The sequence below is a fragment of the Actinomadura sp. WMMA1423 genome (genome assembly GCF_006547145.1).
Classification (GTDB): Bacteria; Actinomycetota; Actinomycetes; order Streptosporangiales; family Streptosporangiaceae; genus Spirillospora.
Genome location: NZ_CP041244.1, coordinates 5,848,104 through 5,861,924, shown reverse-complemented (window position 1 = coordinate 5,861,924; position 13,821 = coordinate 5,848,104). Strand labels below are relative to the sequence as shown.

Sequence of the window (13,821 nt, the reverse complement as noted above, 5' to 3'; positions counted from 1 at the left end):
TCAATTGTTCTGCATTTCCTGCATGCCTGCAGCCGCACGCCCCATCTCACACCCCTCATTTCGGTCACTCACCGTGACGGCCACTTGAAGGAGATCAAGATGCCCAGAACCCCCGCCGCCAGCCCGGACGAACCCGACGACGCGGACGTCCCCAAGAGGAAGCGCCGACCCCAGGGGGACGGTGGCCTGCGGTGGAGCGAGAGCCGGCAGCGCTGGATCGCAGAGATCACCGTTGGCTACACCCCCGCGGGCAAGCGGATCGTGCGGACGGCCACCGACAAGACCAAGCGCCAGGCGCTCAAGAAGCTCCATGAGAAGCTGCGCGACCGCGACGACGGCCTGCCGAGCGAGGACACCCGGTACACCGTCCGGCACGCCGTCGAGAACTGGCTCGAATACGGTCTCGTGAACCGCGACGTCGAAACGAGGACCAAGTGCCAGAGCCTGGCCGACAACCACATCATCCCGAGCCTCGGCGCGCGGAAGCTGCGCGAACTGTCCGCCGACGATGTGGACGCCTGGCTCGCCGAGAAGGCCAAGCACCTCAGCACCGACACTCTTCGCCAGCTCAGATCCATCCTCAAGCGGTCCGTGGCTCGCGCCCAGGCGCGCGACAAGGTGAAGCGAAACGTTGTCCTGCTGTGCGAGGTACCGCGCGGGAAAGCCGGGCGTCCGTCCAAGTCACTGACGCTCGACCAGGCGGCCGCCGTTCTTGCCGCGGCGACGAATACCTCGATGTACGCCTACATCGTTCTGTCCCTGCTGATCGGTGCTCGCACGGAGGAGCTGCGCGCGCTCACGTGGACGCACGTCGACCTGGAGGGCCGGCCAGATGCTGAGCCGCCCGTCCCGCCGTCCATCAGGGTGTGGCGGTCGGTGCGCGCCGGCGGCAAGACCAAGACGAAGAAGTCCAGGCGCACGCTGGCGCTGCCCATGCGATGCGTGGAGGCCCTGCGCTTTCAACGCCAACTGCAGGACGAGCAGCGCCAGGCGGCCAGCACCGCTTGGCAAGAGCACGGCCTGGTCTTCGCGTCCACCGTGGGCACTGAGCGGAACGCCAACAACGTCCTGCGTTCCTTCCGGGCTGTCCTGGCGAAGACGGACTTGAACCCGGACGAGTGGACGCCGCGGGAGCTACGGCACAGCTTCGTGTCGGTCCTGTCGGACGCCGGCGTCCCCATCGAGGAGATCTCACGGCTGGCAGGCCACAAGAGCACGGAGGTCACCGAGACGGTCTACTGGCACCAGATCCGGCCCGCGCTGCTGGCCGGCGCCGAGGCCATGGACGACGTGTTCCCCGTCGCTGCCGAGGACGCCTAGTCAGGCAATGTGTCAGGCAGTCATGCAGAAGGCCCATCGCGAGTGGTCGCGATGGGCCTCTGACCTGGGAGCCGCCTATCGGAATCGAACCGATGACCTATTCATTACGAGTGAATCGCTCTGCCGACTGAGCTAAGGCGGCGTGCCGTGCGGGGCACGGCGGGAAGAAGTCTACCGGGTGTTGGGGGTGGGTGTGCACCGGTTAATCAGCGGCAGGTGGTCCCGGACTTGGGCGGGTCGGTGGTGATCAGGTAGTTGTCGGTGGCCTTGGTGATGCAGGGGTTGCCTTGCAGGTAGGCGGTGTGGCCGTCGCCGTCATAGGTGAGGAGGACGCCGCTCGAGAGCTGGCCGGCGAGGCTCTGGGCCCACTTGTAAGGGGTGGCGGGGTCGCGGATGGTGCCGATGACGACGATGGGGGCCGCGCCCTTGGCGGTGATGGGTTTGGGGGCCTGCTTGGTCTGGGCGGGCCAGTAGACGCAGGGGAGGCCGCCCCAGACGACGAACGGGCCGAAGCGGGGGGCGACCTTCTTGGCCTGTTCGGCGGCCTTGCCGTAGGCGGCGAGGTCTGGGGGGTTGGGCTTGTCGACGCAGTTGACGGCCATGTTGGCGTCGGTCTGGTTGCTGTAGGTGCCGTCGGGCTTGCGTTCGACCATCTCGTCCGCGAGGGCCAGGAGGAGGGTGCCGTCGTTCTTCTGCATCGCCTGCGTCAGGGCTTGGCGCAGGACGGGCCAGTACTCCTTGACGTACAGGGCTCGGGCGATGCCCATCACGGCCAACGACTCGGTGACCTTGCGGGAGTCGCGCGTGTTGCTGAGGGGCTTCTTGTCCGTGGCGTTGAGGAAGGAGGAGACCTTGCTTACGACCTCGTCCGACGTGGCGCCGAAGGGGCAGCTGCCCGACTTGACGCAGTCGTCGGCGAAGGCGCGCAGGGCGGTCTCGAAGCCCTTGGCCTGCTCGATGAGGAGGTCGGTGGAGGAGAGCTTCGGGTCGACGGCGCCGTCCAGGACGAAGGCCCGGATGTTCTTGGGGAACTGCTCGGCGTAGAAGGCGCCCAGGTACGTGCCGTAGGAGGCGCCGTAGTAGGTGAGCTTCTGGTCGCCCAGGGCTGCGCGTAGGACGTCCATGTCGCGGGCGGCGTTGACCGTGCCGACGTAGGGGAGTTCCGAGTCGGCCTTGGCCTTGCAGCGCTGTGCGAAGGCCTTGCTCTCGGTGCCCAGGGTGTTGGTCTCGTTCGGGTCGTCCGGGGACGCGTCGGTGGCGAAGAACTCGTCCAGTTGGGGGCCGGTGTTGCAGCGGACGGGGTCGCTGGCCGCCACACCGCGCGGGTCGAAGCCGACGATGTCGAAACGGCGGCGCAGGTCGTTGCCGAAGGAGCGGGCGGCCTGGCGGACGAAGTCGACCCCGGAGCCGCCGGGCCCTCCGGGGTTGGTGAGCAGGGAGCCGATCCGGTCGTTCTTGTCTTCGGCCGGGAGCCTGATGACCGAGATGCCGACCTTCTCGCCGGACGGCTTGGTGTAGTCCAACGGGACCTGCACGGTCGCGCACTGGAATCCGTTGCCGCAGCCCTTCCAGGACGGCTTCTGCCCGTAGAACTGCCCGAGGCCCGCGGGTGCGCTCGCGGCCTGGGTGGTGTTCTTGTCGTCACCGCCGTCGCAGCCCGTGGCCGTGGCCAGGGCCAGCACGATGGCCACGCTGATGAACCTCGCTGCCCGCACCTGGACCCCGTCTCGTCGTAGCGGCACGTACGCCGCCGCCTACGCTACGTCGGGCCGGTGGTCGAGGGCCACTCTCCTCGGTATTCGTGTTCGATGCCGTCGAGCAGCCACTTGAGGCCCAACTCGAAGGCGTCGTCGTGGTGGAAGCTCGTCCCCAGGAAGGACTGGAGGTGGGGGAACTCCCCACGTTCCATCATCAGCCTCACGTAGGACTGGTCCAGGGGGCTCGACTGGACGGGCTCTCCGGCCGCCCCGTCGCGATGCTGCTCCATGATGGTGAAGCCCAGGACGTAATGGTCGATCGCCTTGACCACGGCCACCATGCCGTCCGGGTCGCCGGTGAGCCGGGCGGCCGCGGCCAGGGTCTGCTCGAGGTGGCGCAGGCCGTTGGGTCCGACGCGCCGGGAGCGGCCCGTGAGCTGGAGCATCCAGGGGTGCCGGAGGCCCGCCTCGAGCTCCTTCCGGGCGATCTCGGTGACCGCGTCGCGCCAGCCCTCCGGCTGCTCGCCCTGGACCAGCACCTCCGCGGTGACCTCGTCGCGCATCAGGTCGAGGAGGTCTTCCTTCGCGTCGATGTGCGTGTAGAGGCTCATCGCCCGGACGCCCAGGTCGCTCGCGACGCGGCGGATGGACACCGCGTCGAGGCCCTCGGCGTCCGCCACCTTGATCGCCGCCTCGACGATCGCCTCGCGTGTCAGCTTCGGTCGCCGCCCGCCGCGCGGGCGCGTCCACACATCGCCTGACCTCGGTGTTCCCGGCACACCAGGGATCGTACGCGATACGCCGTACCGATACGGTGTACGGAACGATCGATACGCTGTACGGTGAGATCGATACACCGTACGGAAACTCAAAGGGGAACGCGATGAGCACGACCGGTACCGCACCGCCCGCCCGCGCGGCGGCTCTCGACCCGCACCTGCGCAGGCTCGCCGTGGTCGTGGTGCTCGGCGCGATCATGACCGTGCTCGACAGCACGATCGTCAACGTGGCGATCACGGCGCTCGGCCGGGACTTCGGCACCTCGCTGTCGACCGTCCAGTGGGTCATGACCGGCTACACCCTCGCCCTGTCGATGGCGATCCCGCTGACGGCGTGGTCGGTGCGGCGGTTCGGGGCCCGCACCATGTGGCTGGTCTCGCTCTGCCTGTTCATCGGCGGGTCGCTGCTGTGCGGGCTCGCGTGGTCGGTGGCCGCGCTGATCGTGTTCCGCGTCCTGCAGGGGTTCGGCGGTGGGATGCTGATGCCCGTCGGGCAGACGATGCTCGCCCGGGAGGCGGGCCCCGAGCGGATGGGCCGCGTGATGAGCGTCATCTCGGTGCCCGCGATGCTGGCGCCGGTGCTCGGCCCGCTGCTCGGCGGCGTGATCGTCGACAACCTGAACTGGCGCTGGATGTTCTTCGTGAACGTCCCGTTCTGCGCGCTGGCGCTGGTCGCCGCCCTGCGGATGCTGCCGCGCGACGAGGAGCGCGGTGGGGACGCCCGGCTGGACGTCGTCGGCATGCTGCTCCTGTCCCCCGGCCTCGCGGCCCTGGTGTACGCGCTGTCGCAGGCAGGCGACGGGGGGAGCCTGACCGGCGGACGCTTCCTCGGCCCCGCGGCCGCCGGCGGCGCCCTCGTCGCCGCCTTCGCCGCGCACGCCCTCCGCAAGGGCGACGGCGCCCTCATCGACCTGCGCCGCCTCGGCACGCGGGCCTTCACAGCGGCGACCGGGGCGTTCTTCCTCTACAGCGCCGCGATGTTCGGCCTGATGATCCTCGTACCGCTGTTCGCGGGCATCGCCCGCGGGGATTCGGCCCTGGAGGCGGGACGGCTGCTGGCCCCGATGGGGCTCGGCGGCATGGCCACCATGGCGGTGTCGGGGCGGCTCGCCGACCGGATCGGCGCGCGGTGGCCCGCCTTCGGCGGCATCCTGTGCGTGCTCGCGGGCACCGTGACCCTCACCACCCTCTCGCCCCGCGGCGGAAACACCGTGATCATGGTCGCGATGCTGGTCATCGGGCTCGGCCACGGAATGATCGCCCCTTCGCTGATGGCGATGGCCTATCAGGGACTGCCCCGGGACGCGGTACCGGCGGCGACCACCGGGGCGAACATCCTGATCCGCATCGGCAGCTCGTTCGGGACGGCGGCGACGGCGGTCATCCTGCAGATCGCGATCCGCGGCCAGATCCCCGGCGCGTCCGGGGGCCTCGAGGAGGCCGCCGCGCACCGCACGGCGGAGACACCCGCGCTCCTGACGAACGCCTTCACCCAGACGTTCTGGTGGGTGGCGGCGTTCGCGCTGGTCGCGCTGGTCCCCGTCTTCGCCGTCCCGCGCAGGCCGGAACGAGCCGCGACCACCGCCGCGGCCTGACCAGGCCCTCCCCGACCCGCTCGCGAAGGCGGCGCCGGGCGGTCAGCCGCCGCCCGTCTGCTCTGGCGGCGCGGGTGGGGCTTCTCGGCCTCCGCCATTGCCGCGCTTGGGCGCCAGCGAGGCGCAGGCCCGCATGGCCTTCTGCTCTGCCGCGGACCTCGTGGGCCTGTCGGTCGGAGCGCCGGAGGGGCGGCTTCCGGTCGGGGCCCCGCTGGGACGGGTCCCCGGAGCGCCGCTCGGACGGTTCGACGGGCGCGCGGACGGCGGCACTCCGCCGGGGGCGTTGCCGCCGTCCGGGAGATCGACACCCTGCTTCTCAAGGCAGGCGCGGAACGACGCCATGGGGTCGGCGCCCTTGTCCGGGCCCGCGGCGGTGTCGCCGCTCCCGCAGGCCGCGCTCAGCAGGAGCGTCCCTCCGACTGCCAGGACGCCGAGCATCCGGATCGCGCGTTCGTTGCCCATCGAGATTCCTCCTTGTTCGCCCGAGCGAGACGCCCTCGCCGGGAACCTGGCGCGGTCGGGACGGTCAGCGGCCGGAGCCTTCGTTCACGGCGGTCGCGGTCAGGGAGCCGTCGCGGCCTGGGGAGCCCTGGACGACGACGGTCGTGCCCGCGCCGAGGTCGCGCAGCCGGCCGTCCTCGAAGATGCGGAACTTGGTCGTGCCGGTGGTCTCGACCTTGACGGTCTCGCCGGACGCTGTGCGCAGGTACAGGGTTCTGCCGACGACCTTGGTCACCGTCCCGGCCGTCCCCGAACCGCCGGCGGCTGTGCCGGGTGCGCCGGGAGGCCCGCCGTAGCCGCCTCGTGGCGCCGAGGCACCGGGCGGGGCGCCGTACCCGTTGGTCCTGGTGCGGCCGCCCTCCGGTCCTCCGGCGATCGCACCGGACGATCCGTCCGAGGACCACTTGTGCGCCTGGACGCCACCCAGGAAGCCGGCGACCAGGATGACCCCGGCCGCGAGGTAGAGCGTCGCCCCTGGCCGGGGGCTCTGCGGTGTCCGCGCCGCCGGTCCGGGGCCGGGGTCGTCTGCGAAGGGCGAGGTCGCCAGGAGTTCGGCGTCCCCCATCTGTCCGTCAGGGGCCGGCGAGTCGGGGTGCTTCGGGTGCGTGGAAGGAGGCTCGGGCGGCATCGGGGTCCTTGGTCAGTCGTGGCGTAGAGCGTCTATGGGGCGGAGCTTGGCGGCGCGGTTGGCCGGGTAGCTGCCGAAGAACAGGCCGATCGCCACGGAGACGGCCAGGGCCAGGACGATCGACGAGGGCACCAGGACGGGCTTGACGCCGGCGATGGTGAAGAGGCTGCCGATGACGCCCGCGAGGACGCCGAGCAGGCCGCCGGTGAGGCTGAGGACGGTGGCCTCCGCGATGAACTGGCCGAGGATCGCGCCGCGCGGGGCGCCGACGGCCTTGCGGATGCCGATCTCGCGGGTCCGTTCGGTGACGGTGACCAGCATGATGTTGGTGATGCCGATGCCGCCGACCAGGAGGCTGATCGCCGCGACGGCGCCGAGCAGGACGGTGAAGGTCCGGCTCGACTCGCTGACCGCCGACTGCACGCTCGCCTGGCTGGAGACCGTGAAGTCGGCGGTGCCGGACGAGGCCGCGTCGTGGCGCTGGCCGATGATCTGGGTGACCTCCGCCTCGGCGGCGCCGACCGTGTCGCTGCCGGTGGCCTGGACGATGATCTGGTCGAGCGCGCCGTAGCCGGTGAGGGTCTCCTGGACGGCCGGGAGCGGCGCGACGGCGATGCTGTCCGGGTCGGAGAAGGTGGACGAGGAGGAGCCCGTCGCCTTGAGGACGCCGGCGACGGTGAAGCGGATCCCGCCCACGTCGATCTTCCTGCCGATCGGGTTCACCCGTCCGAACAGGTCGGATGCGACCGTGCTGCCGAGCACGACCGTCTTGCGCGCGGCGGTGACGTCGTCGGCGGTGAACGCGGCGCCGGACGCGAGGGTCTTGTTCGCGGCGGCGAAGTAGGACGGGGTCGTCCCGACGAACTGGCCGATGGTCGTGCTCGTGCCTTCATATCCCGCGGTGACGGACTGGCTGGTCACGACGGGCGACGCGGTCCTGACCGACGGGGCCCGGCCGGGGGCGGTGAGGGCCTCGGCGTCCTGCGCGGTGAGTTCGCGGGCCTGGGTGCGCGGGCCCGAGGCCTGGCCGGCCGTCCCGAAGCCGCCCGGACCGCCGCGGCCCGTGGTGGACGGGGTGACGGTCAGGGAGTCGGCGCCGAGCCGCTGGATGCTCTTCTTGATCTGCTCGGACGAGCCGTTGCCGACCGCGACGAGCAGGATGACGGCGCCGACGCCGATCAGGATGCCCAGCGTGGTGAGGGCGCTGCGCAGCTTGTTGGCCGACAGCCCGCGGACGGCGAAGCGCAGGATCTCCAGGGCGCTCACCCGGCCTCCCCCGGTGCCGGGGGCGCGGCGTGCGGCCGGGTGGCGGCGGGCGCGGCGAGGGGGCACCATACGGCCTCCCGGCGGACGTCCTCCACGATCCGGCCGTCCACGAGGCGGACGATCCGCTTGGCGTGCGCGGCGACGTCGTCCTCGTGGGTGATCACGACGATGGTGCGGCCGGCGCGGCCGAGCCGGTCGAAGACGCCGAGGACGTCGGCGGTGGAGGCGCTGTCGAGCGCCCCGGTCGGCTCGTCCGCGAGGAGCAGCGTCGGCGCGGTGACCAGGGCGCGGGCGACGGCGACGCGCTGCTGCTGGCCGCCCGACAGCTCGCTCGGCTCGTGCCGGGTGCGGTCGGCGAGGCCGACCTCGCGCAGGGCGGCGAGGGCGCGGCGCCGCCGGTCGGCGCCCCTGAGCCCGCCGTAGGCGAGGGGCAGTTCGACGTTGGCCTGCGCGGTCATCCGCGGGATCAGGTTGAACGACTGGAAGACGAACCCGATGCGGCGGTTGCGCAGGGTCGCGAGGTCGCGCTCGCCGAGGCCGACGACGTCGACGCCGTCGAGGAGGTAGCGGCCGGCGCTCGGCACGTCCAGGCAGCCGATGATGTTCATCAGCGTCGACTTGCCCGAGCCCGACGCGCCCATGATCGCCACATGGTCGCCGCGCTCCACGGTCAGCGAGACGCCCCGCAGCGCGTGGACGGCCGTCTCGCCCGTCCCGTACACCTTGGTCACGTCCCGCAGGTCGAGGACGGGCGGGACGCGGGCGGGCTCCGGCGCGGTCATCGGCGACCACCGCCGCCCGGCGCTCCGCCGCCGGGGGCGCCCCCGCCCGGCGCTCCGCCGAATCCGGGTCCACCGCCGCCCGGGATGCCGCGCTGGTTCGTGCCGCCGCTGCCGGACGTCGAACTCACGGCGACCTCGTCGCCCTCCTTCAGGCCCGAGCTGATCTCGGTGCCCTGGTCGCCCTTGACGCCGGTCTCGACCGTGGTGGTGACCTGGCGCCCGTCGCGGACGACCGTGACCGTGCTCTGGCCGCCGGCCGTCCTGACCGCCGCACTCGGCACGTAGAGGACGTTCTCCGCCCGCGCCACGGTGATCTCCACCGTGGCGGTCTGGCCGAGCCTGACCCCGGCCGGGACGTCCCCGAGCGCGATCACGGCCGGGAACTTCACGACGTTGTCGGTGGTCGCCGGCGCCGCGCCGATCGCGGTGATCCTGCCTGTCGCGGTCGTGCCGGTGAGCGCGTCGAAGGTGACCGCGGCGGTCTGGCCCACTTTCAGCTTGGTGGTGTCGGCCTCGGTGAACTGCCCCTCGACCTGGAGGTGCGCGGTGTCGGCGAGCTCCACGAAGCCCGAGCCGGACGACGAGGTGGTGGTGGAGGAGGAGGGCGAAGAGGCGCCGGTGCCGGATCCCGAGGAACCCGATCCTGAGCCCGAGGAGGATGAGGACGAGCCACTCGAACCGCCGCCCACCGTCCCGTTGACGGCGGTCACCGTCCCGGCGAACGGGGCCTTCAGGACGGTCCCCTGGTACGCGCGCAAAGCGGAGTTGTAGGAGTTCTTCGCCTGGACGTAGCCGGCGTACCCCTTCTCGGACGAAGTGTCCCCGTCGGCGGCGACGGCCAGGTTCGCCTTGGCGGCGTCGATGTTCTCGAGCGCCTCGGTCTGGTTGAGGCGGGCCAGGACGTCGCCCGCCTTCACCTTCTGCCCCGCCCTGACGTAGATCTTGCGGACCGTCCCCGAGGCGCCGAAGGAAAGGGAACGGCTCCGGGCGCTCTCCACCGAGCCGGACGCCGACACCGAGGAGACCACCGTCCCGCGCGCGACGCGCGAGAGGCGGGTGGACGCGGCGGCGCCGTCGCCTCCGTCGCCGAGGGCGAGGTACGCGGTTCCGGCCCCGGCGGCGAGCAGCACGCCCAGCGCGCCGTTGACCAGGAGTGTCCGATTCATGCGGGTGAGGCTCGTGAAGGCTCATGTGGCGTTCGTGAGGCAAGGGTGAGAATCAGATGAAATAGGGCCTGGACCGGCGTGGTTGCCCGGAAATGGGCACATCGCGGAAGACCAGTCTCCGGGTCGAGGAGAGCGGCAAGCGCGTCCGGGCTTACCTCGGCGGCCATCTGGTGGCCGACTCGATACGACCGTCTCTCGTCTGGGAGATCCCCTACTACCCGACCTACTACTTCCCCGAGGTGGACGTGCGGGCCGAGCTCGTCGAGGACGGTCCGGGCAAGCGTTCACCGAGCAGGGGCGACGCGACCGCCTTCACGGTGAAGGTGGACGGCGCGCGGGCTCCGGGCGCCGCGCTCCGCTACAGCGAGCTGCCCGGCTTCGTCCGGCTCGACTGGGATGCGATGGACGCCTGGTTCGAGGAGGACGAGGAGGTCTTCGTCCACCCCCGCGACCCGTACACCCGCGTGGACGTGCTGGCGGCTTCGCGGCACGTCCGGGTCGAGGTGGACGGGGTGACGGTCGCGGAGTCGTCCAGCCCGCGGCTGCTGTTCGAGACGGGCCTGCCGGTGCGCTACTACCTGCCGAAGCCGCATGTCCGGATGGATCTGCTCGAACACACCGACACCGTCACGCACTGCCCGTACAAGGGCACCGCGGAGTACTGGTCGGTGCGGGCGAACGGCACGCGGCACGCGGACCTGGCGTGGTCGTACCGGACGCCACTGGACGAGAGCCGCAAGGTCGCCGGTCTCGTCTGCTTCTACAACGAGAAGGTCGACATCTTCGTGGACGGGGTCTTGCAGGAGCGGCCGAAGACCAAGTTCTGAGGACGGTCCCTCACCGGCCGGGCGCGGCGTACCGTGCCCGGCCGACAATTTTCCCCTCGCCTTTTGTCAGCGGGCATCACATCAGTGAATGGAACATCATTCGATGGTGTGATGCCTGTCGCTTTGGCGGCGAATGCCTTGAATCTTCCCCGGGGCCTACGTGACCGTAGGTTACGCGAGCGTAAGTTAGCGCGCCCCCAGGGAGGAATCTTGACCATCGCACCGCGACGCTCAGGCCGCCCCGGCGCGGGACGGCGGATCGCGGCGGCCGCGCGGCTCCTGACGACGCCGCTCCTGCCGGAGGACTACCTCGGCCTGGTCAACCCGCTGTGGTCGACCGCCGAGCCGCGCGGACGGATCGAGGCCGTCCGGCACGAGGCCCCCGCCACCGCGACCCTGGTGATCAGGCCGGGCCCGGCATGGCCGGCCCACGCGCCTGGCCAGTGGGTCAAGGTCGGCGTGGACGTCGACGGCGTCCGGCACTGGCGGACGTTCTCGCTGTCGTCGCCGCCCCGCCCGGACGGCCGCATCACGATCACCGTCAAGGCCGCCCGCGACGGCCTCGTCTCCGCCCACCTCGTCGACAGGGTCCGGCCCGGGACGATCGTCGGCCTGTCACGGCCCGAGGGCGAGTTCACACTGCCCTCGCCCGTCCCCCGCAAGCTGCTGTTCGTGACGGCCGGCAGCGGGATCACGCCGGTCATGGCGATGCTGCGGCACCTGCGCGGCGCGTCCGACGCCGTGCTCGTCCACTCGGACCGGACCTCCGGGGACGTCATCTTCGGCGCCGAGCTCCGCGGGATGTCCGGAGTGCGGCTGCACGAGCGGCACACGACCCGCGACGGCCGCCTCAAGCCGTCCGACATACCCGACATCTGCCCCGACTGGGCGGAGCGGGAGGCCTGGGCGTGCGGCCCGGGGGACATGCTCGACGACCTCGCCGCGCACTGGCGGGCCGCGGGGCTCGAGGAGAGGCTGCGCGTCGAGCGGTTCCGCGCCGTCCTGGACGGCGGCGGAGGCGAGGGCGGACGGGTCACGTTCACCAGGAGCGGCGTCACGGCCGACGCGGACGGGGGCACGCCCCTCCTGGTCGCCGGGGAGGACGCCGGCGCGCTGCTGCCGAGCGGGTGCCGGATGGGCATCTGCCGGGGCTGTGTCGGGCGGCTGGCGTCCGGCAAGGTCCGCGACCTGCGCACCGGCGAGGTGCACGGCGACGAGGGCGAGATCGTCCAGACCTGCGTCTCGGCGGCGGCCGGGCCCGTGGAGATCGAACTGTGAAGGGAGCAGCATGACCGACCATCTGACGGCCGAGGACCACGACACCATCGCCGCCGAACTGGACGCGCTGCGCGAGGAGATCATGTCCGATCTCGGCGAGCGCGACGCGGACTACATCCGGCGGGTGATCCGCTGGCAGCGCGGCCTGGAGATCGGCGGGCGGGCGCTGCTGCTCGCCTCCTCGCTGCCGCCCGCCTGGATCGCCGGGACCGCGACGCTGGCCGTCGCGAAGATCCTGGAGAACATGGAGATCGGGCACAACGTCATGCACGGCCAGTGGGACTGGATGCGCGACCCGAAGATCCATTCCACGAGCTGGGAGTGGGACAACGTCTCGCCGGCCGAGCAGTGGAAGCACTCGCACAACTTCGTCCACCACACGTTCACGAACATCCTCGGCAAGGACAACGACGTCGGCTACGGCATCCTGCGCGTCGCCCCCGAGCAGCCGTGGTCCCCGGCGCACCTCGCGCAGCCGCTCTACAACCTGCTGCTGGCGATGTTCTTCGAGTACGGGGTGGCACTGCACGACCTGGAGATCGACAAGATCCGGGCCGGGACGGCCGACGAGGCGGTGACCAAGGAGAAGCTGCGCGCCATCGGCCGCAAGATCCGCCGCCAGTGGGGCAAGGACTACCTGGCGTTCCCGCTGCTCAGCGGCCCGCAGTTCGCGTCCACCCTGGCCGCGAACGCCACCGCGAACGTGGTCCGCAACGTCTGGGCCCACATGATCATCTTCTGCGGCCACTTCCCCGGCGACGTGGAGGTGTTCGAGGAGGAGCGCCTGGAGGGCGAGACGAAGGGCGAGTGGTACGTCCGGCAGCTGTGCGGCTCGGCCAACATCACGGGCGGGCGGCTGTTCCACCTGATGACCGGCAACCTCAGCCACCAGATCGAGCACCACCTGTTCCCGGACATGCCGAGCAACCGGTACGCCGAGATCGCCCCGCGCATCCGCGCCCTGTGCGACAAGTACGACATCCCGTACCACACGGGCTCGCTGTCGAAGCAGGTCACGGGCACGTGGAAGAAGATCTTCCGCTACGCGCTGCCCGGGGGGAGCCCGTCCACCGCGAAGGCGGAGGACGTCTGAGGCGACCGAGTCAGCCGAGAGCCTGGGCCACGGGGAGGTGAAGGCGCGCCGGGTCGTTCGCGATCGGCGCGCCGTACTCCATGACCGTGGTGGTGAAAGCGGGGCGCAGGCCGTGCCGGCGCGCCCAGTCGACCAGTTCCGGATGCCGGTGGTCGATGTCCAGGCGGATCGGCCCGGCCGGGACGATCTCCTCGACCAGCGCGATCGCGGTCTCGGCGTCCTGGGCGGTGACGGGGCCGACGACCGCCCGCTCGTCGTTCCACCACACGCCCCCGAAACCCTTGACGCCGGTTCCGTCCCTGACAACGTGGAAGGTCTCGCAGAACGACGGCAGCCCTTCGACGAGCCGTGAGCGGTCGGCCCCGAAGACCTCGGTGTCCAGCGCGTGGACGGCGGGCATGTCCGCCGCCTCCGCCGGCACGGAAACACCCCGCTTGGACGGCCCTGCTCCTGTGCCCGTGTAGGTCGTGCACAGCCCTACGGCGCGGAACCCCAGACGCTCGTACAGCGGGCGCCCGTATTCGGTGGCGGTCAGGCAGAAGCTCTTCGTGTCGGTGTTGTCCATGACGTGCCGCATGATGCGGCCGCCCAGACCCCGCCGTTCGTAACGCTTGGCCACCAGCACCATGCTGATGGCCGCGACGTCCTTGCCGTATGGGGTCGACACCGTCGCCGCGGCGAGTTCGCCGTTCCCGTCGTCGATCCCGTAGACGTCGCCGACCGAGAACAGGAACCGCCACTTGCGGTCCTCGCGGCCCCACTCGCGGTCTTCCGCGAGCCGCTGGCAGGCGGCCAGATCGTCCTGCCCGAGTCGTCGTGCGGGCCTGTCCCAGTCCATGGGGCGGACGCTAGGGCGGCCGCCCCAGGCGGCACAACCGAATTACGCGGC

The 13,821-nt window shown here is 71.2% G+C and carries 13 protein-coding genes and 1 tRNA gene; 5 read left to right on the top strand and 9 right to left on the bottom strand.

The genetic code is table 11. The features are described 5' to 3' along the window. Positions 1-99 precede the first annotated feature (99 nt). The gene (locus tag FKD65_RS27175) at positions 100-1,320 is read left to right on the top strand and encodes a tyrosine recombinase XerC (RefSeq protein ID WP_141580157.1); all 1,221 of its coding nucleotides are present in this window, start codon (positions 100-102) and stop codon (positions 1,318-1,320) included. A 69-nt stretch (positions 1,321-1,389) separates the two neighbouring features. On the opposite strand, the gene FKD65_RS27170 is transcribed toward FKD65_RS27175, so the two are convergent. The 3 genes from FKD65_RS27170 to FKD65_RS27160 all read right to left on the bottom strand — a co-directional run bounded on the left by FKD65_RS27170 (position 1,390) and on the right by FKD65_RS27160 (position 3,796). Then, positions 1,390-1,462 (bottom strand) — tRNA-Thr (locus FKD65_RS27170). Positions 1,463-1,526: 64 nt separating this feature from the next. Beyond that, the gene (locus FKD65_RS27165) at positions 1,527-3,011 is read right to left on the bottom strand and encodes an alpha/beta hydrolase (RefSeq protein WP_240809626.1); all 1,485 of its coding nucleotides are present in this window, start codon (positions 3,009-3,011) and stop codon (positions 1,527-1,529) included. Between the two features lie 68 nt (positions 3,012-3,079). Then, on the bottom strand, positions 3,080-3,796 hold the full coding sequence (locus FKD65_RS27160) for a TetR/AcrR family transcriptional regulator (RefSeq protein ID WP_168221208.1): 717 nt from the start codon (positions 3,794-3,796) through the stop codon (positions 3,080-3,082). Between the two features lie 104 nt (positions 3,797-3,900). Between FKD65_RS27160 and FKD65_RS27155 the strand changes: the two genes are divergently transcribed. After that, positions 3,901-5,391 carry an MDR family MFS transporter gene (locus tag FKD65_RS27155; RefSeq protein ID WP_141580154.1) on the top strand — a complete coding sequence of 497 codons (1,491 nt, stop codon included), beginning with the start codon at positions 3,901-3,903 and terminating at the stop codon, positions 5,389-5,391. A gap of 42 nt (positions 5,392-5,433) precedes the next feature. On the opposite strand, the gene FKD65_RS27150 is transcribed toward FKD65_RS27155, so the two are convergent. From FKD65_RS27150 to FKD65_RS27130, 5 genes are all read right to left on the bottom strand, one after another. Further along, entirely contained in the window at positions 5,434-5,853 is a 420-nt protein-coding gene (locus tag FKD65_RS27150; RefSeq protein ID WP_141580153.1) for a hypothetical protein, read from the bottom strand. A gap of 64 nt (positions 5,854-5,917) precedes the next feature. Next, on the bottom strand, positions 5,918-6,520 hold the full coding sequence (locus FKD65_RS27145) for a hypothetical protein (RefSeq protein WP_141580152.1): 603 nt from the start codon (positions 6,518-6,520) through the stop codon (positions 5,918-5,920). A 12-nt stretch (positions 6,521-6,532) separates the two neighbouring features. Continuing rightward, on the bottom strand, positions 6,533-7,786 hold the full coding sequence (locus tag FKD65_RS27140) for an ABC transporter permease (protein ID WP_141580151.1): 1,254 nt from the start codon (positions 7,784-7,786) through the stop codon (positions 6,533-6,535). Further along, on the bottom strand, positions 7,783-8,568 hold the full coding sequence (locus FKD65_RS27135) for an ABC transporter ATP-binding protein (RefSeq protein ID WP_141580150.1): 786 nt from the start codon (positions 8,566-8,568) through the stop codon (positions 7,783-7,785). The genes FKD65_RS27140 and FKD65_RS27135 overlap by 4 nt, the downstream gene beginning before the upstream one ends. Further along, entirely contained in the window at positions 8,565-9,734 is a 1,170-nt protein-coding gene (locus FKD65_RS27130) for an efflux RND transporter periplasmic adaptor subunit (RefSeq protein ID WP_141580149.1), read from the bottom strand. The genes FKD65_RS27135 and FKD65_RS27130 overlap by 4 nt, the downstream gene beginning before the upstream one ends. 92 nt (positions 9,735-9,826) lie before the next feature. Here FKD65_RS27130 and FKD65_RS27125 point away from each other — a divergent pair, with 92 nt between their 5' ends. From FKD65_RS27125 to FKD65_RS27115, 3 genes are all read left to right on the top strand, one after another. After that, the gene (locus FKD65_RS27125; RefSeq protein ID WP_141580148.1) at positions 9,827-10,561 is read left to right on the top strand and encodes a DUF427 domain-containing protein; all 735 of its coding nucleotides are present in this window, start codon (positions 9,827-9,829) and stop codon (positions 10,559-10,561) included. 210 nt (positions 10,562-10,771) lie between these two features. Further along, positions 10,772-11,839 (top strand): ferredoxin reductase, encoded by a 1,068-nt coding sequence (locus FKD65_RS27120; RefSeq protein WP_240809625.1) that lies wholly within the window; start codon positions 10,772-10,774, stop codon positions 11,837-11,839. Positions 11,840-11,849: 10 nt separating this feature from the next. Beyond that, the gene (locus FKD65_RS27115) at positions 11,850-12,932 is read left to right on the top strand and encodes an acyl-CoA desaturase (RefSeq protein ID WP_141580146.1); all 1,083 of its coding nucleotides are present in this window, start codon (positions 11,850-11,852) and stop codon (positions 12,930-12,932) included. Between the two features lie 10 nt (positions 12,933-12,942). Here the strand turns inward: FKD65_RS27115 and FKD65_RS27110 are convergent, their stop codons facing one another. Further along, positions 12,943-13,770 (bottom strand): GNAT family N-acetyltransferase, encoded by an 828-nt coding sequence (locus tag FKD65_RS27110; RefSeq protein ID WP_141580145.1) that lies wholly within the window; start codon positions 13,768-13,770, stop codon positions 12,943-12,945. Positions 13,771-13,821 lie beyond the last annotated feature (51 nt).